This window comes from Vogesella oryzagri (assembly GCF_040148885.1).
GTDB classification, from domain to species: domain Bacteria; phylum Pseudomonadota; class Gammaproteobacteria; order Burkholderiales; family Chromobacteriaceae; genus Vogesella; species Vogesella oryzagri.
This window is the reverse complement of the sequence record NZ_JBEFLD010000008.1, coordinates 172769-193646: the sequence shown is the minus strand read 5'-3', so window position 1 is coordinate 193646 and position 20878 is coordinate 172769. Positions and strand designations below refer to the sequence as shown.

The 20878-nt window shown below is 59.0% G+C and carries 16 protein-coding genes; 12 read left to right on the top strand and 4 right to left on the bottom strand.

The genetic code is table 11. The annotated features are described in order from the left end of the window. The first annotated feature begins 38 nt into the window (after window positions 1-38). Both ABNW52_RS15845 and ABNW52_RS15840 read left to right on the top strand, forming a co-directional pair. Complete coding sequence (locus ABNW52_RS15845; protein WP_349589858.1) at window positions 39-6359, top strand: DEAD/DEAH box helicase; 6321 nt, start codon at window positions 39-41, stop codon at window positions 6357-6359. Continuing rightward, window positions 6356-8449, top strand: coding sequence for a UvrD-helicase domain-containing protein (locus ABNW52_RS15840; protein ID WP_349589855.1), 2094 nt, complete (start codon window positions 6356-6358; stop codon window positions 8447-8449). The genes ABNW52_RS15845 and ABNW52_RS15840 overlap by 4 nt, the downstream gene beginning before the upstream one ends. A gap of 54 nt (window positions 8450-8503) precedes the next feature. Here ABNW52_RS15840 and ABNW52_RS15835 read toward each other — a convergent pair whose 3' ends face one another. Beyond that, window positions 8504-9331 carry an SIR2 family NAD-dependent protein deacylase gene (locus ABNW52_RS15835; protein ID WP_349589852.1) on the bottom strand — a complete coding sequence of 276 codons (828 nt, stop codon included), beginning with the start codon at window positions 9329-9331 and terminating at the stop codon, window positions 8504-8506. 246 nt (window positions 9332-9577) lie between these two features. Between ABNW52_RS15835 and ABNW52_RS15830 the strand changes: the two genes are divergently transcribed. From ABNW52_RS15830 to ABNW52_RS15820, 3 genes are all read left to right on the top strand, one after another. Continuing rightward, window positions 9578-10534, top strand: coding sequence for a DUF932 domain-containing protein (locus tag ABNW52_RS15830; protein WP_349589850.1), 957 nt, complete (start codon window positions 9578-9580; stop codon window positions 10532-10534). Window positions 10535-10629: 95 nt separating this feature from the next. After that, window positions 10630-11613 carry a YqaJ viral recombinase family nuclease gene (locus ABNW52_RS15825; RefSeq protein WP_349589847.1) on the top strand — a complete coding sequence of 328 codons (984 nt, stop codon included), beginning with the start codon at window positions 10630-10632 and terminating at the stop codon, window positions 11611-11613. Beyond that, complete coding sequence (locus ABNW52_RS15820) at window positions 11610-12515, top strand: recombination directionality factor (protein WP_349589845.1); 906 nt, start codon at window positions 11610-11612, stop codon at window positions 12513-12515. The genes ABNW52_RS15825 and ABNW52_RS15820 overlap by 4 nt, the downstream gene beginning before the upstream one ends. Window positions 12516-12673: 158 nt before the next feature. Here ABNW52_RS15820 and ABNW52_RS15815 read toward each other — a convergent pair whose 3' ends face one another. Further along, complete coding sequence (locus ABNW52_RS15815) at window positions 12674-13024, bottom strand: helix-turn-helix domain-containing protein (RefSeq protein ID WP_349589842.1); 351 nt, start codon at window positions 13022-13024, stop codon at window positions 12674-12676. Between the two features lie 194 nt (window positions 13025-13218). Between ABNW52_RS15815 and ABNW52_RS15810 the strand changes: the two genes are divergently transcribed. From ABNW52_RS15810 to ABNW52_RS15795, 4 genes are all read left to right on the top strand, one after another. Then, on the top strand, window positions 13219-13569 hold the full coding sequence (locus tag ABNW52_RS15810; protein WP_349589839.1) for a hypothetical protein: 351 nt from the start codon (window positions 13219-13221) through the stop codon (window positions 13567-13569). A 142-nt stretch (window positions 13570-13711) separates the two neighbouring features. Further along, entirely contained in the window at window positions 13712-14038 is a 327-nt protein-coding gene (locus ABNW52_RS15805) for a hypothetical protein (protein ID WP_349589837.1), read from the top strand. A 37-nt stretch (window positions 14039-14075) separates the two neighbouring features. Continuing rightward, window positions 14076-14351 carry a hypothetical protein gene (locus ABNW52_RS15800; protein WP_349589835.1) on the top strand — a complete coding sequence of 92 codons (276 nt, stop codon included), beginning with the start codon at window positions 14076-14078 and terminating at the stop codon, window positions 14349-14351. 77 nt (window positions 14352-14428) lie between these two features. Continuing rightward, window positions 14429-15322 carry a GTPase family protein gene (locus ABNW52_RS15795; protein WP_349589832.1) on the top strand — a complete coding sequence of 298 codons (894 nt, stop codon included), beginning with the start codon at window positions 14429-14431 and terminating at the stop codon, window positions 15320-15322. 108 nt (window positions 15323-15430) lie between these two features. Here the strand turns inward: ABNW52_RS15795 and ABNW52_RS15790 are convergent, their stop codons facing one another. Further along, a complete protein-coding gene (locus tag ABNW52_RS15790; RefSeq protein WP_349589830.1) occupies window positions 15431-16714 on the bottom strand; it encodes a tyrosine-type recombinase/integrase in 1284 nt (427 codons plus the stop codon). 179 nt (window positions 16715-16893) lie between these two features. Next, window positions 16894-18312 carry a type I glutamate--ammonia ligase gene (glnA, locus tag ABNW52_RS15785; RefSeq protein ID WP_349589827.1) on the bottom strand — a complete coding sequence of 473 codons (1419 nt, stop codon included), beginning with the start codon at window positions 18310-18312 and terminating at the stop codon, window positions 16894-16896. 321 nt (window positions 18313-18633) lie between these two features. Here glnA and ABNW52_RS15780 point away from each other — a divergent pair, with 321 nt between their 5' ends. From ABNW52_RS15780 to mtgA, 3 genes are all read left to right on the top strand, one after another. After that, window positions 18634-19083, top strand: coding sequence for a rhodanese-like domain-containing protein (locus tag ABNW52_RS15780; protein ID WP_349589825.1), 450 nt, complete (start codon window positions 18634-18636; stop codon window positions 19081-19083). Window positions 19084-19193: 110 nt separating this feature from the next. Next, a complete protein-coding gene (aroE, locus tag ABNW52_RS15775; protein ID WP_349589823.1) occupies window positions 19194-20015 on the top strand; it encodes a shikimate dehydrogenase in 822 nt (273 codons plus the stop codon). A gap of 3 nt (window positions 20016-20018) precedes the next feature. Next, entirely contained in the window at window positions 20019-20702 is a 684-nt protein-coding gene (gene mtgA, locus ABNW52_RS15770) for a monofunctional biosynthetic peptidoglycan transglycosylase (RefSeq protein ID WP_349589915.1), read from the top strand. The last annotated feature ends 176 nt before the right edge of the window (window positions 20703-20878 follow it).

Sequence of the window (20878 nt, the reverse complement as noted above, 5' to 3'; positions counted from 1 at the left end):
GTCGGTCATCCGTCGATTACAAAGAACAGGTTTGTTACATGCAACCCCTCATCGTCGCCCAACAAGTTACCCAGGGTATTGCCGACTTTCTGCGTGCGGCCTTTCCCGCCAGCAGCCCCGGTTTTGCCGGGGTGGTAGAGCGCTTTCTTGAGCAGCGTGACAATGTGTTCAAGGGGCCGTACTTGAGCATTCCGCTGCCTTTCCGGCAGCAGGCGGGCGAGGCGCCGGCGTTTTCGTGGCTGTCGGCCGGGTTTATTCCCCACGCCCACCAGGCCAAGGCCTTTCGCCGCCTAGCGGGTGACGATGCGCGTTCTACGTTGGTGGCCACCGGCACCGGCTCTGGCAAGACCGAGTGCTTTCTGTACCCGATTCTGGAGCATTGCCGCCTGCAGCAGGCGGCAGGGCGGCGTGGCATCAAGGCCATCATCCTGTACCCAATGAACGCGCTGGCTGGCGACCAGGCTAACCGGGTAGCCAAGGAGATTCTGAAAGCCGGCGCGCTGGCCGGGGTGCGCGCAGGCTTGTACGTGGGGGAAACGCCAGAGGTAACGTCGCAGGTGGTGGCAAAACTGCCCGACGGCAGCGTAACGGTAATTACCGACCGTAACGAGCTGCGCACCAACCCGCCGGACATCCTGCTGACCAACTACAAGATGTTGGATTTTTTGCTGGTGCGGGCGGCAGATGCTCCGCTGTGGGCGTACCAGCAGCCGGATACTTTGCGCTACCTGGTGGTAGACGAGCTGCATACCTTTGACGGGGCGCAGGGTACCGACCTGGCTTGCCTAGTGCGCCGCCTGAAAGGTCGGCTGGATACCCCGCCGGGGCAGCTGGTGTGCGTGGGCACCTCGGCGACGCTGGGCGACGATGGCGTAGCTGACTTGCTGCGTTTTGCCGGCGATATCTTTGGCGAAACGATGGACGACGAGGCGGTGATTGCCGAAGACCGCGTGTCGGTAGGCGACTACCTGGCCGATGTCGTGATCGAATACATGCAGACCCCGCAGCCGGCCAGCGTGATGGCGCTGGACCCGGCGCAGTATGGTGATATCGCCAGTTATATAGCGGCCCAGTATACGCTGTGGTTTGGCCATGCGGTGAGCGTGGCAGAAGTGGAAACGAAGGCCTGGCGAGACGCGTTGGGTGTGGCTTTGAAAAGCCACTTTGCCTTTCAGAACCTGCTGCGCGACCTTGACCGGCTGGGCGGTAAGTCGGTATTGCTGGACGACCTGCTGACCCTGCTGCCGCGCCGCTTGCCGGCCTTTGATGATGCCCGCTACCCCTTGCTGTGGCTGTCCAGCTTGTTGTCACTGATTGCTTACGCCCGCAAGCCGGCGCATCAGGATTTCTTTTTGCAGGTAAAAGTAGAAATCTGGCTGCGCGAGCTACGGCGCATGGTGGCACCGCTGTCTTTACAGCCGGGGCTGATGTTCCATGACGACTTGGGCCCGGCCGAGAAAGAGCATGTTTACCTGCCGGTCATCCACTGCCGCGACTGCCACGCTACCGGCTGGGGCAGTACGGTACACAAGACCAGCCCCAATCAGCTATCCCGCGATCTGCAGGGCTTTTACGGCGCGTTCTTTGCCGAGGACGTGTCGACCCGGTTTATCTTTCCGCCCAGCGAAAACCCGGACCTGCGCGTTTTTGAGCGCAAGCAGGTGTGCCCGGCATGTGGCACCTTGCACCAGGCTAGCCATACCAGCTGCAGCCATTGCCAGCATGAGGGGCTGCTGCCGGTAGAAATCACCGCCAACCTGCGCGAGAGCACCAAGAATGGCGCCAAATACACGCGTTCGCACCACGATTGCCCTTACTGTGGTGGCCTCAAGACGCTGAGTATTGTGGGCTCTCAAGCGGCCAGCCTGGCAGCGGTGATGGTGGCACAGATGTTCTCGTCGCGCTTTAACCCCGACAAAAAGCTGATTGCGTTTTCGGATTCGGTGCAGGATGCCGCGCACCGTGCCGGCTTTCTGGCAGCACGTACTTGGCGCCTGAACCTGCGCCCGGCGTTGGCGCAGGTGATTGTGGAGGCGGCGCAAACCGGCCTGCCGCTTAGCCTGGCCGACTTGCCGCAGGCCTTTGAACAGCGTTGGCGAGCCCAGCTGGGCGATGGCCATTACCTGGCCAACTTCCTGCCGCCGGTGCTGCACTGGCTACGTGATTACGAAGCGCTGATGGCCGAAGGTGAGCTGCCTGCCGGTAGCGAGCTACCCAAGCTGATGTCGCAAATCATGCCATGGCTGATTAATGCCGAATTTGGCCAGGATGCACGTATCGGCCGCTCGCTGGTGGTAACCGGCACCGCCAGTGTCCAGCCTGACCCGGAAGCGCTGGAAGGCGCAGTCAACTGGCTGTTGCCGCGTGTGTCGCAAGAGATCGACCCGCTGGCAGCGGCAACGGCAGCCGAAGTGAAAGTGTTTTTGAGCGGCCTGATTGAAACCATGATCCGCGCCGGTGCCTGGCAAGATGCCGGGCTGGATTTTTACGCCAAAGTGGGTTCTACCCCGTGGCCCTACAAGAAAACCCCGTTCCAGTACAAGCTGCTGACCAGCCCGCGTTCTCCGCGCTTTTTGTCGCTGGTGGCGTACAAGCAATCGCTGAATGTGGCTGGCGACAAGCTGTTCCGCGCTTGGGCATTCAAGGCCTTCCCGGTGCTGCATGGCATTGCCTTGGGCGTCGATGCGCTGATTGTGCCCTTGTACCGTCTGGCGTTCAGGGCGCTGGTCGAGGCCAAGCTGGCAGTAGAGCTGGATGCAGACATTGCTGACGATGTGAGCGTATGGGGCCTGCAGCCGCAAGCCTTCAAAGTGCTGCCGGGAGTGAGCCACTGGCAGTGCACTACGTGTCACAGCGCAGTATTTGCCGCGCACGACGATGTGCTGGCTGGCCAGCCTTGCCGCCGGCTGGATTGCCGTGGCGAGTTGGCCGCAGCGGCACCGCTGGGCGATTACTATCGCAAGCTGTACCTGAACGCGGATATCCAGCGCGTGGTAGCGCATGAGCATACCGGTTTGCTGCCGCGTGAAACCCGCGAGCGGGTAGAGCGCAACTTCAAGTCGGACAGCGACCAACCTGGCGCCATCAATGTGCTGTCCGCTACCCCAACGCTAGAGATGGGTATCGACATCGGCGATTTGTCGTGCACCTTGCTGTGCTCGGTGCCGCCGCAGCAGGCCAACTATATTCAGCGCGCAGGCCGGGCAGGGCGTAGCACCGGTAATGCCTTGCTGATGACCATGGCCACCAGCAAGCCGCATGACCTGTACTTCTGGCAAGACCCTAAAGCCATGATTGCCGGCAGCGTGCAGGCGCCAGGCGTGTTTCTGAATGCATCCGCGGTACTGGAACGCCAGCTCACCGCTTTTACGCTGGATTGCTGGGTGCGGGAAAACGGCCAGGCTGCCCAGATTCCGGGCGAGGTACGCGCCGTGTTTGCGGCCATTGAAAAGCAAAACCTTAGCCGTTTTCCTTACCCCTGGTTGAGCTACATCGACCAAAACCGCGAAAGTCTGCTAAGCCGCTTTGTTGCGCTGTTCAATACCAGTGCCTTTACGTCGCTGACTCCTGAAACTGTGCAGTGGCTCAGTTCCTTCATTGATGGAGGTATCGGAGAAGAAGGCTCTTTGCCCTGGAAGCTGGTTCACCGCCTGAGTGGCATTGCCAAGGACGTTGCCGAAATCAAGCGCCAGCGTGACCGGGCCTTGAAAGAGGCCGAGAAGCTCCAGGCGCTGGAAGTGCTGGGGGAGGAGCAGCAGGAAGAACTGGTGCGGCTGCAACAAGAGCGCATTGCGTTGGCGCGACTGGTAGGCGCTATTGAGGGCAAGGCCACGCTGAACGTCCTGACGGATGAGGGCTTGTTGCCCAACTATGCTTTCCCTGAACAGGGCGTGTTGCTGCGTTCCATTATCGTGCGCGACGCCAAACCGGGTGCCGAGCGCCCGGATCCGCTGACCTTTGAGTACGAGCGACCGGGGGCGGCCGCCATTACCGAGCTGGCCCCCAATAACACTTTCTATGCCGAAGGCCGCCGGGTGATGGTGAACCAGGTGGACGTGTCCAAGATCAAGCCCGAAGCATGGCGCTTCTGCCGCCAGTGTGCGTACACCGAGCCGCTGTCGTCCGGCGATCATCATCAGCATTGCCCGCGTTGTGGCGATACCTTGTGGCGCGACAGCGGCCGGGTGCACGAGATGCTGCGGCTGACAACAGTGTTTGCCCGTACGCTGGACCGGGACAGCCGCATCGCCGACGACAGTGACGAGCGCCAGCGCGGGTTCTATGTGCGCCAGGCCTTGGTGGACTCTGCCCCGGAGGCAGTACGGCAAGCCTTTGCCGTCGACCAGCCGGCGTTTCCGTTTGGTTTCGAGTTTCTCGACAAGGTGACATTCCGCGAGGTGAACTTTGGCGAGCAGACGCCAGAGCCGAACCCCATGGTGGTAGCAGGCGAGGAGCTGAACCGCCCTGGTTTCACCATTTGCCCGGAGTGCGGCACGATTCAGCGCCGGCGCAAGGCAGAAGAGCAGTACCGTAACCATGCGGCCTGGTGCAGCCGCCGCAAGGATGCCGAGGCCAATACCCAGCAGTGCGTATTCCTGTACCGGGAATTTACCAGCGAGGGTATTCGTATCTTTCTGCCGGAGGTGGGCTTTACCGATACCCAAGGCGCGTTGTTGAGCTTTGTAGCAGCGCTGGAACTGGGGCTGACCAAACGCTTCCGCGGGGCTGTGGCTCACTTGCGCATTGCACTGGATGTGCGCATGGCGGCGGGCTCTGACCAGCCCAGGGCGTATCTGGTGATTTACGACAGCGTGCCAGGGGGGACGGGTTATCTGAAAGAGCTGATGCGCGACCCGGAGCCCTTGTTTGAGGTGATGTCGCTGGCCTTGCAGTCGCTGGATGCCTGCCCTTGCAACCAGGACGACGAGGCAGATGGTTGCCATCGCTGTGTCTACCGATATCACAACAGTAGCGACCGCCGTGCAATTTCGCGCCGGGCAGCACAAAAGCTGCTGACCCAGGCGCTGCAGCATAAGGCAGCACTGAAGCCGGTAGGCAATTTGTCTAATTTGCAGTCGAACAATGCACTACTGGATAGCGTGCTGGAACAGCGCTTTATTGAGGCGCTGCGGCGTTCACACGGTGGTACCAAATTCGAACTGTCCGAGTTGTTGTTTCGTGGCAAGCCGGGCTATCTGGTGAAATCCGCTGACCGTCGCTGGCGCCTGGAGCTGCAGGTGAATCTGGGGCCGCAAGATGGGGTGGTGCTGCCCAGTAAGCCAGACTTTGTGTTCTGGCCGGACGACGCCAGTGGTGACAAACCTATTGCGGTGTTTCTGGATGGCTGGCAGTACCACAAGGACATCATTACGCAAGACTTGGCAAAACGCATGGCCATTGCCAAGAGTGGCAAATTCTCAGTCTGGACCCTGACCTGGGACGACCTGGAAGAAGCACTGCAGGGTAAGCTGCCTGCGACACCCTCGCCCTGGCCCGCGCTTATTCATGAGCAGGCCACCGCGGCATTGGCCAAATTGTTTGATGTGCAGGGTATCGAGCACCTGTCCAGCTTCAAGGCCATGCCGGTATTTCAGCAGCTGCATTACCGGCTGTACGCGTGCGACCATCAAGCCATGCGCAAGCACGCCTGCGTGCTGGGTATCGGCCTGATGAGGCCGGAAGGGGATGCCACACAGCTGGCTGCCATGAAGGTGGGTAACTGGTGGCACCGTTTGGTCGATCTGGCGTTGTTGCCCGATACGCTTCAGCACAAGTGGGGGGTGCGCCTGCTCGGTGGCAGCTGTGGCATGGCTATCGGTTTAGATGCGCCAAGTTTGGGGCACATCCTACAAGGCGGATCACAGCCTATGCACGAGCCAGTGATTGTGGCGCAGTGGAAAGACCAGGCCGAGTCGGATGTTGAGCGTTTGCAGCTATGGCAACAGCTATGGCAATGCCTGAATCTGCTGCTGCCTTTACGGCACATTTGGGTGGGTAATGATGCCATGGTTGGGCTGGACAACATGCACGACTGCCCGGCCTTGAAAACGAAAGAGACGGACTTGCCTGCTGAGTGGGCGGGTGTCGCCGAGGTATGCGATGCCATGCTCCAGCCATTTTTGGCAGCGATGGCAGCAGGGTTGCCACTACCTGAAGATGGTTTTGCCTTACTCAACGACAAAGGGCGTGTGCTGGCAGAGGCCGAGCTGGCCTGGCCACAGCAAAAGGTAGCATTGCTGTTACCTGACAACGATGATCAGGCCCTAGTCTTTAAACAGCATCACTGGCACGTAAGTGTGCTGAGCGACGATTTTGATGTCGAGCAGCTGATTGGATTGATGACGGAGCTGGATACATGAGCCTGACCCCAAAAATTGCCATCTCGGATGATTTTCTGAAGTCGTTTGCCGCAGTGCCGCGCTCGCACCAGCAAGCGGTGTTGAATTTTGTTGCCAAGTTCAGGCAAAACCCTTTGGCCACGGGTATCAATTACGAGCGGATTCATGATGCAGCCGACCCTAATATGCGATCGGTGCGGGTGAACGACAATATGCGTGGCATTGTGTTGAAGCCTGATGTGGGCAATGTGTATTGCTTGCTGTGGGTTGACCAGCATGACAATGCTTATCAATGGGCAAGGCGCCACAAAGTCGTCATTCACCCTGACGTAGGCAGCATTCAGATTTTTGCGGTGGAAGAGACAACTGCGGCCAACCAAGTGGCGGTCGCCGTTGATCAACCGACTGGCTTGTTTGCCAGCCTGAAAGATCGTGAGATTCGCCGCTTGGGCGTGCCAGATGAGATGTTGCCGCTGGTGCGCGCTGTGGCCAGTGAAGCAGCGCTGGACGACTTGCAATCACGCTTGCCAGATGAAGCATACGAAGCCTTGTTCATGTATGCGGCAGGTTACTCGTTGGAGCAGGTTCTGCTGGAGATGGCGGCTCAGCAAGAGCCTATCGACCCGCATGACTTTAGCGCGGCGTTGGATCGCGATGCGTCACGCCGACATTTCGTTGTGCTGACGGATGATAGCGATCTTGAAGCACTGCTTGGTGCACCGCTTGAGCGGTGGCGGATATTTTTGCACCCCAGCCAGCGCAAGCTGGTTGAGCGCGACTGGAATGGCCCGGTAAAAGTAACAGGTGGGGCGGGGACCGGCAAAACGGTTGTTGCAATGCATCGCGCCGCAAGGCTGGCAAAGCAGTACGCAGATATTCCTGGGCGGCCAGTGGTGTTCACCACATTCACCAAGACGCTTGCCGAAGATATTCGGCAGCACCTTGCCTTGCTTTGCAGCCCCCAAGAGCTGGAAAAAATCCAGGTAGTGAACCTGGATCAATGGGCTACCGGCTTGCTCCGTCGTTTTGGCTACAAGAGTAACTTGCTTTACAGCGAATCGGAGCGACGGCAGTACTGGAAAGCAGCGATGTCGGCACTTCCTGCTGGTGTGGATCTATCACCGTCGTTTTTACGTGCCGAATTCGAGCGCGTGGTGTTACCACAAGGTTGTGAGGCGGCCGAAGACTATATGCGAGCCAGTCGTATCGGGCGTGGTGGCCAGCTGAGCCGGCAGATGCGCAAAGCAATCTGGCCAGTTTTTGCGGAGTATCGTGCCCAGCTACAGTCTGCCCATTATAAAGAGCCGGAAGAGGCTTTTCGCGAAGCTGCCCAATTGTTGGTAGGCTCCACCGAATCGCTCGGCATTCGTGCCATGGTTGTCGATGAGGCCCAAGACATCAGTAGTGCTGCATTTGAGCTTATCCGTATCGCTGTACCTTTGGCAGAGAACGATCTTTTCATAGTCGGAGATGCGCACCAGCGTATCTATCGGCATAAAGTGGTATTGAGCCGTGCCGGTATTGAGGTGCGGGGTCGCAGCAAGAGCCTAAAAGTAAACTACCGAACGACAGATGAAATCCGCCGCTGGGCATGTGCTCAGTTGGAAGGGTGTGATATTGACGATCTGGATGGCAATAGCGACTCATTAAGCGGTTACAAGTCACTTACTCATGGAGAGGTGCCAGATATCTTGCAGAGTGTGTCTTCGCAAGATGATGTCACGCATGTGGTCAATATTCTTCGGGATCTGGCAGTTGGAGGCGTGGAGGCTCGGCAGGTTTGCATTACGGCTCGTACCAATGAGGATCTAGATTCGATTACTGCGCTACTCAAGCAAGCAAGTGTGCCTTTCTTGAGGTTGGACTCCACAACGACCGATGATGCTTCGACACCTGGCGTTAGGTTATCAACCATGCATAGAGTGAAGGGCTTGGAGTTCAACGTGGTCATTATTGCTGCGTACAAGGGAGCTGATGCATATGCCGCATCTTACAGCCGTGATGAAGATGCAGGCGTTACAGAAGAGGCCGAAATAGCGGAACGATGCCTTCTGCATGTTGCTGCCACTCGTGCCAAACAGCATTTGTTTGTGCTTTCTAGAGCCCTGTAGGCGTGTAAGCCTTGGCCATGACTACCGGTAGTCACCTCCGTGGTTCGTCCGCTGTCATGGCAGTCTTTTCGAGTCGAGCAATTGCTGGAGCTGTAGGCAAAAATCAAGCGCCCCACTATCGATGCCTAGGTGAGGAGGGTGGACCTCAAATTCTCGTGGATTAACACGAACAAGGCGCCAGCCATATTGTTCGCTAAATTGTCTGACCGTCTTGATGTGGCTACCTGCACCTAGCTCAATGACCAAAGGCCGCTCAACTTGGCGGAGCCAGTCAAACAGACGCGCCTCCTGCCGAACTTGTCTACTATCGTTCCAATGCCAGTCGTCAAACATTAAGATGTTGGGGCGAAGTGGGCCACCGCAACTTCGGCACAAAGGCAGTGGGCCTAACCACTGGCATGTCAAGTCATCAACACTGATGGTAAGACTCTCTGCCGAGTAAATCTGCTGAGTGCAGTTGATCAGGCATTGAGTGAGGTGAATGCTACCATGGCACTCGCAGATACGATTGGCATCGAATCCTGCGTGTTGGAACTGACCATCAACATTGCTGGTATAAACAAAATATCCATGTGGTAACTGGGCACCTAACTGTTTCAAGATGCCAAAGCCCGCATGGGGGGTGGTTCGTCGATACAGCTGTAGGCGATGCCCATAGAAACCCCAAGCCAAGCGAGGGTTGACGTGAAATGTCTTTGGATTGGCGGCGTCGACAAAGCGTATTCCAGCTTGTGCCAGAGCTGGATACGCTTTCCAGAAACCTTCATCTCCTCTAAAGTCTGGCAAGCCAGAATCCACTCCCATGCCAGCCCCAGCGGTAATCAGTAGGCCATCGGCTTCATCTAGCCATGTTTCTATCTGCTCAATCTGCTGCTGGTGCATTGTCTTTTCCTGAAAGCGGGGGGCATCAGAATGAAACCAGGTTTCTGTATCTGACTCCGTACTTGTACCTTATCACTATTGTGCAATAGCTGTAGCTATGTCTCAGACTAGGGGGGGCTAGACAATTTGATTGCAGATTTTTTCAGCCATATATCACTCCCTTGGAACAAGCCGAAGTCTGTCATGACGCTCGGCATTCTCGATCTGCCCCGGCACTGTCCGGGGCTTTTTCATGGAGGAAGGGATATGTCACATCTGGTGGAATCGATGGCCTACATGGGGGCCACACCCTGGCATGGGCTGGGTAATCAACTAACCGAGCAACAACCGCTGGATGTGTGGCAACACGAGGCGGGGATGAACTGGACCATCAAGCAGAGTGATGTGCTGTTCAACGTGGCGCCGGAAGGCATGCATATCCGCCCACATGCAGATGCCAAGGTGCTGTACCGCTCCGATACGTTGGCACCATTGTCAGTAGTGTCACCGCGTTACAAGGTGGTGCAGCCACACGAGGTGCTGCATTTCTATAACGACCTGGTGCATGCGGGCGGTTTCGAGCTGGAAACTGCTGGTGTGTTAAAGGACGGGCGCAAGCTGTGGGCGCTGGCGCGTACCGGTCAGGAAACGCTGTTGAAGGGTGGTGACCGGGTCAAAGCCTACCTGCTGTTGGCCACCAGCTGCGATGGCACACTGTGTACTACCGCCCAGTTCACCTCCATTCGGGTGGTGTGCAACAACACCCTGCAGATGGCAGTGGGGGAAAGCCGCGGTGCGGTGAAAGTGCCGCACTCGACGGTATTCGATCCGCAGGCGGTGAAGGAGTCGCTGGGCATTGGCCTGTCGTCGTGGGATCGCTTCATCGGTGATATCAAGTCGCTCAGCCGTCGGCCGGTGTCACCGGAGGAAGCGCGTCGCTATTTTGCCGAGGTGCTGGAAGAGCCGGTGCAGGAAGAGGACGACGACACGGTCACTTCCCGTGCAATGCAGCAGCTGTCAGTGTTGTATGCCGGTGGTGGCATGGGCTCGCTGCTGTCCAGCAGCCGCAACAGCGCCTGGGGCTTGGTCAATGCCGTCACCGAGTATGTCGATCATCGTCGTCGTGCCCGTAGCCAAGATTACCGCTTGGATTCCGCCTGGTTTGGCCAAGGCGCGCAGCTGAAAGACAAGGCACTACAGCAGGCCATGTTGTTACTGGCGTGAAGCGCTGCCAGCTTCCGCCATCTGATTTTACTTTTCCACTATGCAAGGCCCGGTCGGGGTAACCCGCCGGGCCTTATGCCGTCTGGAGGTATGTGATGCGAGAACGTTACGGCCAGGCCCTGCGCCTGGCATCGACTTTGGAGTTGTCCCGTCAGCAATGGCTGGCGATTCGCGGCCTGGGCATCGGTTCGTCCGATGCGGCATCCGCTGTTGGGCTATCGCCGTACAAGAGCGCGCTGACGCTGTGGCTGGAGAAGACCGGCCGCCGCGAGCCGGAGGACCTGTCCGGCAAACAGGCGGTGCTGTGGGGCACGGTGCTGGAACCGGTATTGGCCAATGTCTACGCCGAACAGACCGGGCGGCGGGTGCGCCGCGTCAACGCGGTGCTGCAGCATGCCGAGCACCGGCACATGCTGGCCAATCTCGATCGCGAGGTGCGCTGCCCGGAACTGGGCCAGGGCATCCTGGAGATCAAGACCGCCAGTTATCACAGTGCGCCACAGTGGGAAGACGGTATACCCATCGCCTACCAGTGCCAGGTGTTGCACCAGCTGGCGGTCACCGGCCTGCACTGGGCTGATGTAGCGGTACTGATCGGTGGCCAGGATTTCCGTATTTATCGGGTGGAACGCGACGACGACAAGATCGCCGACCTGATCGCCCGCGAACGCGACTTCTGGGCGCTGGTGCGTTTCGACCAACCGCCGCCACCGGATGGTTCCGAGGATGCCGGCCAGGCGCTCAACTGGCTGTTCCCGCGCGACAACGGCACCACCCTTGACCTATCCGATTCCACCGAAGCCAATGGCCTGTTCCACACCTTGTTGGCACTACGGCAACAACGCGAAGCGTTGGAGCAACAGGAAGCATGCACCCGGCAACAGCTGCAGACTGTACTGGGCGATGCCACCGGGGCGGTGTTCGCTGAAGGCCGTATCAGCTGGAAGAAACCCAAGGACCGTGAGCAGCCGGATCTGGAGCGGCTGACGGCCGACTATCCCGGCTTGCTGCAGCAATACCGTAAACCCGTCAGCGGCAGCCGCCGCTTTGTCATTCACACCGAAAGGAATTTCGCATGATCAAGGGACTCGCCATCACCCCGCCCGTGATCGGGCGCATCAGCATTGGCAAGCTGATCCAGAAGGATAACAAGTGGCTGCCGGAGAAGGACGACAGCTTTACCCTCACCACCCAGGTACAGAACCGTGAAGGCTGGCTGCTGCATCCGCTGCACCAACCGCTGGCCGACCAAGCAGCCAATGGCAAGATCCGCGCCATCCCGGTGCGGCTGCTGTTCAACAGTAGCGAACTCAACCTGCGCGCCGAGTACAGCGCTTTTGACCGCCAGACGGGCCGCCCGTTGTGCGTTGGTGATGGCGACACCGCCAGGCGTGCCAGCAAGGAAGGATTGGAAGAGGTGGTATGCCCCGGGCCGGATCGTTGCCCTTTTGGCCAGAGTACCGGCTGCAAGCTGTATGGCCGGCTGAACGTCCAGGTCGATGGTCAGCAAGATGCGCTGGGCACCTTCATTTTCCGCACCACCGGCTACAACTCGGTGCGTACCCTGGCAGCCCGGCTGAAGTACTTCGAAGCGGTCAGCGGCGGCCTGACCCACTACCTGCCATTGCTGCTGCGACTGCGTGCCAAAACCACCACCCAGTCCTATCGCACCCCGGTGTACTTCGTTGATCTGACGCTGCGCGATGGAGACGAGCTGGCCAAGGTGGTGGCGCAGGCCAGGGCAGACGCCGAACAGGCGCTGGAAGCGGGGATTGATACCTCACAACTGGAGGCCGCGGCCAAAGCGTTACTCGGCAATGGTCAGTTCGAAGATACGGTAGAGGAAGTGCCACAACTGCTGGAAGAGTTCTATCCAGAGGGGGAAGCAGAAGGCGACGCCACGAAACCGTCAACGCCGACTAGAACGACACGGCTGACGCGGCAGCTGGGCAAGGCCAGCCAAACACAGGGAGAGGGGTGACTGGTCGAAGGGGCAGGTCGGCTGCCAACCCGCACGGCATCATCTACGGTAGTAAGGACGGCACGGTGTTTCTCTCCTCCGCAGTGCTTTCCTTGCTTTGCTGTCTGTACGTCTCGCCCTCACTGTTCCCCTGCGGTGGGGGCATTTTCTTGCTGGCGTTAGTCTGGCCTGCCCAAGCGCTGTACCAGTCTTTCCACTACGTCGATCACCAACACCCGATCGGCATCACCCAGTGCGGCCAGCAAGCGGCTCAGGTGCTGTGCCTGATCCTGTAGCCGCGGGCTGACTTCATTCAGCAGTTCCGTCACTTCGCAGTCGAAGATGGCCGCCAGTTGCACCAGCCGGGCCACCGTTGGCATCACCGTACCGCGCTCCATGCGCGATATCGCCTCGTTGCCGATGCCCAGTTGCTCGGCCACCTGTTCCTGTGTCAGTTCCCGCGCCAGGCGCAGGCGAGCAATCGCCTTGCCGATCACCTTGGCCAGGGCTTTCTCATCGATCTGTGGCATCACATCCTCCATGTCAACTTAAATGGTGGATGCTCAACCGATTGACATGAAGTGCTTTAAAAGTTGAAACTCATCGAAATTGGTTGTTATTGATTGGATGAGGACCACGATGGCCACCGGGTTTGGTCGTCAATTTTGTGATGAGGGTTTAGCGGCACTCTGTCGTACAACCCGTTGAGATAAGGGAGAGTAGTATGAAAAAAATCGTGATCATGACCGTCTTGGGCCTGGTGCTGGCAGCGACGGCGCAGGCCGCCCCAGGGGTTGGCGCGTGTCTGGCACCGAAGAGCAAGGTGGGCAGCGATGGTCGCTTGCAGTTCCCGAAACCGGTGTACCTGTATGCCACACCGGATCGGCAGGCGAACAAGCAACTGCTGAAGGTGTTCTCGCCGGTCACCGTTACCGCGGTGGCGAAAGGGGGCTGGGTGCAGTTGGTGACGGTACCCGATTACAGCCAGGCCGACCCGAATGCCGGCGCCGGCAAAGTCATCGGCTGGGCGCTGACGAGCGACTTCTCCGCCCAGTCGCCGCGCAACTGCGCCTGATGTATCCGCCGCGTGCATGACCGTCCCTTCGCCGACTCATGTCCTGAGCTAGGCATGCGTCGCGAGCCCAGTGTCTTTTCGCGCGACCAGTAACAACTGGCGGGGCCTGATCGCCCCGCCTTTCATTGTCAGAGGTCTTCATATGCAAGCACGCACTCTTAAGCAGCTGCTGATTTGCTTCACCATCTTCCTGCTGCTCACCGTGATGGCGGTGTTCTCGTCATCGATCTACCTCGGCTTCTTTGGCTATGTCGCCATGCTGATTGTCGGTACCGCGACCACCACCATCGGCGTCGTGGTTGGCGATGCCATTCGCCGGCTTGCCATGCCGGACCTGGTGTTTGCCGCCGATGGCGTGGATCTGCTGCGCAAAAAAGTGTTCTGGCTGGTCGGCCCACAGGCCATCGGCTGGTTCGTCGGCTACATCGCCTTCAAAGGCGTGATGGGCAAGCTGGGCTTTTATCTCTAATCCGCTGGCTGACGTACATCCAGCAGGGAGCAATACCATGAACAAGACCATGCTGTGGGGGCTGCTGGGCGTGCTGCTGGCCGCCTGCTCGGGTGGTAACGAGTACGGAAATGACACCAAGAACGGCTTTCTGCGCAGTTGCTCTGCCCGGAACTCCCCCGTGTTCTGTCAGTGCGGTCTGGCACAGCTGCAGAAGGAATACTCCGAGCAGGAATTCCTGGCACTGGATGTCGAAATGTCGACCACGCAACGACTCCCCGAGCGCTTGCAGCAGAGCTTCACGCGCATCCGGCAGCAGTGCCCGCAAACCTGAACTGACCACTCACCAACACCACGCCACCTGTACGCAGGTGGCGTTTTTTATGCTGGTTCGCCGGCGAAAGGAACCCTATGCCATCCTCCAAGCAACCCAATCTGCCGGCACAGCTGCCGGAAGACGTGGCCGCACTGCTGGCCAGTGCCGGCATCCGCCTGACCCTGGACGAGCTGCAGCAATTACGTGACCGCCTGCATGCGGTGGTCAACTACCACGCCACCATCGGCGTGATGGGCAAGACCGGGGCCGGCAAGTCCAGCCTGTGTAATGCACTGTTTGGCCGCGAGGTGGCCGAAGTCAGCGCAGTGGAAGCCTGCACCCGCAGTCCTCAGGAAATCGACTGGTCCATCCAGCAGGGCAAAGGCCTGTCACTGATCGACATGCCCGGCGTCGGCGAGAGCGGCAGCCGCCACGACGAATACACCGCGCTGTATCGCCAGCTGTTGCCGGAGTTGGATCTGGTGCTGTGGGTGATCAAGGGGGACGACCGCGCCCTGAGCATTGACGAACAGTTTTACCAGCAGGTGCTGCTGCCGGAACTGTGGGACCGCGCCACCCCGGTGGTGCTGGTGGTCAGCCAGGTCGACAAGATCGAACCATGCCGCGAATGGGACTGGGTAAAGAACTATCCCGGCCCCTACCAGCGGCAGAACATCGACGCCAAGGTGGCGCAGGTGTGCCGGGTGTTCAAGCTGCCGCCCAGCCAGGTCTGTGCCATCGCGGCCGAGGAGGGCTATGGTCTGGTGGCGCTGGTGGAGAAGATCGTCACCATCCTGCCGGCTGAAAAAAAGTGGAGCTTTACCCGTGAAGCCCGCCAGGAGACGGTGTCGGAATGTGCCTGGCGTTCGGCTAACCAGGGGTTATGGGACACGCTGACCTCGGGGGTGATGGCCATTGCCCGTGAAAGCTGGGAGTTCGTCAGCAGCAAACTGTCCGCCTTGGCGGGCAGGCTGTTTAGCTGGTGGTAGGGCATAAAACATCCCGGGGCGGTCGGGATGTTTTTTTGTGCAAGTGACGGTGTTTCGACCTTATGGAAAGTTTTGCATATCGTCATTCAGTCCAGACGGACACAATTGCTATGCCAGTTTGCGGAACGTGGCCTGAATTACTGTCTGCTCATTCATGGTGCTATCAAGGAAGTCTGCCCAAGATTGAAGCATGGCCAGTCGCTGTTCCTTATACTGGGTGTGGGCATAAACCCCCGCTATGCCCGGTATGGCGTGGCTCAGGGCGGCTTCTACCACCTCAGAAGGGTGCCCAAGCTCACGTAACTGGGTGCTGGCAGTATGTCGATGATCGTGTATGACGTAGTCTTCGATGTTGGCAGCATTAATAGCTGCAGCATGTGTGCCATTAAGGTTGTTGCCGTGCATGACTCGCTTCCTATTGCTGGGCATAGGCATAACCCATTCGCTATCCCCTCCCAACCTGTGTAGCTCTTGAAGCATGGTGATGGCCTGATGCGGCAAGAATACCCGGTGCTCCTTACCGTTCTTCATGCGTGAAGCAGGAATAAGCCATTCACCCGTTTCGAGATCAAACTCCTTCCAGTTTGCCCCGACCAACTCGTTTTTGCGTAGTGCCAACATCAGTAGTAGGTGTAGCGCTAGCTTGTAGCCCCGGTAGCAATCAGCCTGATAGAGCCCGGCGAGGTAGCGACGAATTTCCTGCACAGTCAACCAACGATCACGCTTACCTCGGCTGCCTATGCGTGCAGCTTTTATTTGCTGAGCGGGATTGTGCGAACACCAGTCATGCTCCAGGGCATAGCCAAAAATCCGCGCAGCCCATCCATGGGAGATTAATGATGCTTGTACCCCACGTCGTTCACGGACGTCGTATAGCAGCTCGCGCAATATCGGGGTGTCAATTTCATCCAAGGCAAGACTGGCCAGTTTGGGAAGTAAGTGAACACGAACTGGCGAGAATCCTTTATCGGGGGACTTCCAGTTGCGATCAACCCATTCGGTTTTGTAGCGCTCAGCAGCTTCGCCAAAGGTCATTCTGGCTGCTTGCTGCGCATCGGCAATGGCTTGTGCGCGAGCGGCTTCCACTTCAATCAAGCTGTGCCCGGCCAGGATCATGCGGCGAGCCTCGTTGCTTTCGAGAAGTTCAGCTGGATGTTGGCCCAAGGCTAGTAACTGTTTGGCGATTGTATGCAGTTTTCTGGCGTCAGCCAGGCCGATGTCAGGGTAGTTGCCATAGTTGAGCTTGTATTTTTTTTGGGCGAAACGGAATTGGTAGAGCCAAGTCTTGGTCCCCTTGGTTCGAATCAGCAGGGTTAAGCCGCCTCCATCGGGCAGGAGTCTTTCCTTGGTTTCAGGCTTGGCTTTGCTGCATTGCAGCTCGGTAAGTGGCATTGGTGCCCCCGTTTTTTGACTCGGTCAGACATCACTATAAAACGGGGGCGGAACGGGGGCAATTTTGACTGGCTTTTACCGTGCTTTGGTGGACGCTAATAGATATGAAAAAACCCGCAAAGCCTTTAGCCATGCGGGTTTTGTGAATTTTGATGGACGTCAGTAGACGTATATCAAGATTACAGCGAGTAGTACATCGCGAATTCCACCGGGTGGGTGGTCATGCGGGTCAGGTTCACTTCCTTCATCTTCAGTTCGATGTAGGCGTCGATCCATTCGTTGGAGAACACACCGCCACGGGTCAGGAACTCGCGGTCTGCATCCAGGGCAGCCAGGGCTTCATCCAGCGACGCGCACACGGTCGGGATCAGCTTGTCTTCTTCCGGCGGCAGGTCGTACAGGTTCTTGTCGGCAGCATCGCCCGGATGGATCTTGTTCTGGATACCGTCCAGGCCAGCCATCATCAGCGCGGCGAAGCACAGGTACGGGTTGGCCAGCGGATCCGGGAAGCGGGCTTCGATGCGGCGGCCTTTCGGGCTGGCCACGTGCGGAATGCGGATCGAGGCGGAACGGTTCTTGGCGGAGTAGGCCAGTTTCACCGGAGCTTCGTAGTGCGGAACCAGACGCTTGTAGGAGTTGGTACCCGGGTTGGTGATGGCGTTCAGCGCCTTGGCGTGCTTGATGATACCGCCGATGTAGTACAGGGCGATGTCGGACAGGCCGGCGTAGCCGTCACCGGCGAACAGGTTCTTGCCGTCTTTCCAGATCGACTGGTGCACGTGCATGCCGGAGCCGTTGTCGCCAACGATAGGCTTAGGCATGAAGGTCGCGGTCTTGCCGTAGCTGTGGGCCACGTTGTGGACCACGTACTTCAGGATCTGGGTCCAGTCGGCACGCTGGGTCAGGGTGCTGAACTTGGTGCCGATTTCGTTCTGGCCGGCGGTGGCCACTTCGTGGTGGTGGACTTCTACCGGTACGCCCAGCTCTTCCAGCAGCAGCACCATGGCCGAGCGGATGTCTTGCGAGGAGTCAACCGGCGGTACCGGGAAGTAGCCGCCCTTCACGCCCGGACGGTGGCCGGTGTTGCCGCCTTCGAATTCTTCAGCGGAAGCCCAGGCAGCTTCTTCTGCCTTGATCTTCACGAAGCAGCCGGACATGTCGGTGCCCCAGGTGATGCTGTCGAAAATGAAGAATTCCGGTTCCGGACCGAAGTAGGCGGTGTCACCAATGCCGGAGGCCTTCAGGTAGGCTTCGGCGCGCTTGGCAACCGAACGCGGGCAGCGGTCGTAACCTTTGCCGTCGGCCGGATCGATCACGTCGCAGGACATGAATACGGTCGGCTCGTCGAAGAACGGGTCGATCTTGGCGGTAGCCGGGTCGGCCATCAGCAGCATGTCGGAGGCTTGAATGCCTTTCCAGCCGGCGATGGAGGAGCCGTCAAACGCGTGGCCGCGTTCGAACCACTCGTCGGCATCTTCCAGCAGTACGTGTGCCGGGATGGTAACGTGCTGTTCTTTACCCATTGTGTCGGTAAAGCGCAAATCGACAAATTTAACGTCGTTGTCTTGAATCAGCTTGACTACGTCTGCAACCGCCATGGATATCTCCTAGTGAGAAAGCTATGTGCCGGGGATTGTAGGCACTCAATACAGGTGTGCCGGGGTTAAAGCATGAAGTGTGCCAGATTGTAACGGCGCTATTTCAGGGCGTTGGTGCAAGGTTGGCCGCACTCGACCCATTATGGTGCACCAACTTGAGGCGAGGGAGACAATTGCTGCGTCAAGTTGGTGCGCCAGCCTGCTGGTGCGCCATTTGCCCACTGAATGATGACAGCCATTATCATGCAGGTGACACTGTGATGTCCCGATGACAGCCCATTCACCCGCGGCGCAAGGCGCCGGCGTTAGAAGGAATACAACATGACGACAGAAAACCTGCTGGCCACGGCACGCGAACGCGGTGCCCAACTTGGTCTTGCCTATAGTGGTGCGCTGCTGCCCGCCGAAGCCTGGGCGCTGCGCCAGGCGTTGCCGGGTAGTGTGATTGTGGATGTGCGCAGTGCCGCCGAGTGGCAGTTTGTCGGCGTGGTGCCGGAGGCGGTGCGCGTGGAGCTGCGCACCTTCCCCGGCATGGTGCCCAATGCCCAGTTCGTGGCGCAGCTGGAGGCGCAGGTGGCCAAGGACGCCACCGTGCTGTTCATCTGCCGTTCCGGTGCCCGTTCCGACGAGGCCGCCAAGTTGGCCGCAGCGGCTGGCTACCGCGAGGTGTACAATATTCTGGAGGGCTTCGAGGGCGATCGCGATGCGGCGCAGCAGCGCGGTAACGTCAATGGCTGGAAGGCAGCCGGTCTGCCCTGGATTCAGGGCTGACAGCAAGGCGGGGCAACGGTTGCAGTTTCCTGGCCGACAAGGCAAAGTGTGCCCTCGGCCAAGCGGCTGCCACCGGCTTGCCCAATTACCCTTATCGGAAGATGTAAACCATGATCGATCGTTACGCCGTCATCGGAAATCCTGTGTCGCACAGCCAGTCTCCGTTCATCCATGCCGAATTCGCCAATGCCACCGGCCAGGCCCTGCAGTATGAAAAGCTGTTTGCCGACCTGGGTAAGTTCGACGAAGTGGTGTCCGCCTTCGCCGCCGGCGGCGGCAAGGGGCTCAATGTCACCCTGCCGTTCAAGGGCGATGCCTTCCGTTTTGCCGATGAGGTGACCGACAACGCGCGCCTGGCCGAGGCGGTAAATACGCTGAGTTTCCGTGATGGCAAGGTATATGGCGACAACACCGACGGCGTCGGTCTGGTGCGCGACATCGTGGAAAACCTGGATGTGGCGATGGCCGGCCAGCGCGTGCTGCTACTGGGTGCCGGTGGTGCCGTGCGCGGCGTGCTGCCGGCCATCCTGGCGGAAAAACCGGGCAGCGTGACCATCGCCAACCGCACCGTGATCAAGGCCGAGGCGCTGGCGCACCAGTTCCGCGCGCTGGGGCAGATCAGTGCCAGCAGCTACGAGGCGCTGGCCGGGCAACAGTTTGATATCGTCATCAACGGCACCTCCACCAGCCTGTCTGGCGAGTTGCCGCCGATCCCGGCTGGCATTTTCAGCGGTCGTTCGCTGGCCTACGACATGGTGTACAGCCGCGGCCTGACCCCGTTCCTGCGTCGCGCCCAGTCCGAGCACTGCGGCATGCTGGCCGATGGCCTGGGCATGCTGGTGGAGCAGGCGGCGGAAGCGTTCCGTATCTGGCGCGGAGTGCAGCCGGATACCCGCAAGGTGACCAATATGCTGCGCGAGGTGCTGGCTTAAGTGCTGCGCTGGACTTTGCGAATCGGGGCGGTGCTGTTGGCCGCCCTTTTTCTGTACAACCTGTGGATCTTCAGCCACATCGTCTACTGGCGCAGCAACAACCCGTCGGCCAGCGCTTTCATGAACGAGCAGCTGGCCAAGCTGCAGGAGGATGACCCGGATGCCGAGCTGCGCCACAAGTGGGTGCCGTACGAGCGCATCTCCGGCAACCTCAAGCGGGCGCTGATCGCCTCTGAGGATGCCAAGTTTGTCGATCACGAAGGCTTTGACTGGGATGGCATCGAGGCGGCGTTCGACAAGAACCTGAAGCAGGGGCGCATCGTGGCCGGTGGTTCCACCATCAGCCAGCAGCTGGCCAAGAACCTGTTCCTGTCCAGCCGGAAAACCCCGTGGCGCAAACTGGAAGAGGCGGCTATCACGGTGATGCTGGAGGCGGTGATGGACAAGCGCCGCATCTTCGAGATCTATCTCAACGTGATCGAGTGGGGGAATGGCGTGTTTGGTGCCGAGGCGGCAGCAAAATACTATTACCGCAACAGCGCCGCCAGACTGTCCGCCGGCCAGGCCGCCAAGTTGGCCGCCATGGTGCCCAACCCGCGTTTTTACGATGCGCATCGCAATGCGCCGGGACTGGCGCGCAAGACCCGCATCATCCAGCGGCGCATGGCCTACGCGGACACGCCCTGATCCCGCTGCATGCCAATTTCGCATGGCCGCCGACAGTCCGTCCGCGGCCATTGTGCTGTCAACAATCCGTAACCGCTGCCTGCAGGCGGCATGTTACAATGCGCGCCTCTATTCGTGATGGCTGCGCAGGGAGCGCGGTTTTACTCATGGACTTACCCAGTTTTCATTTGCCCCAT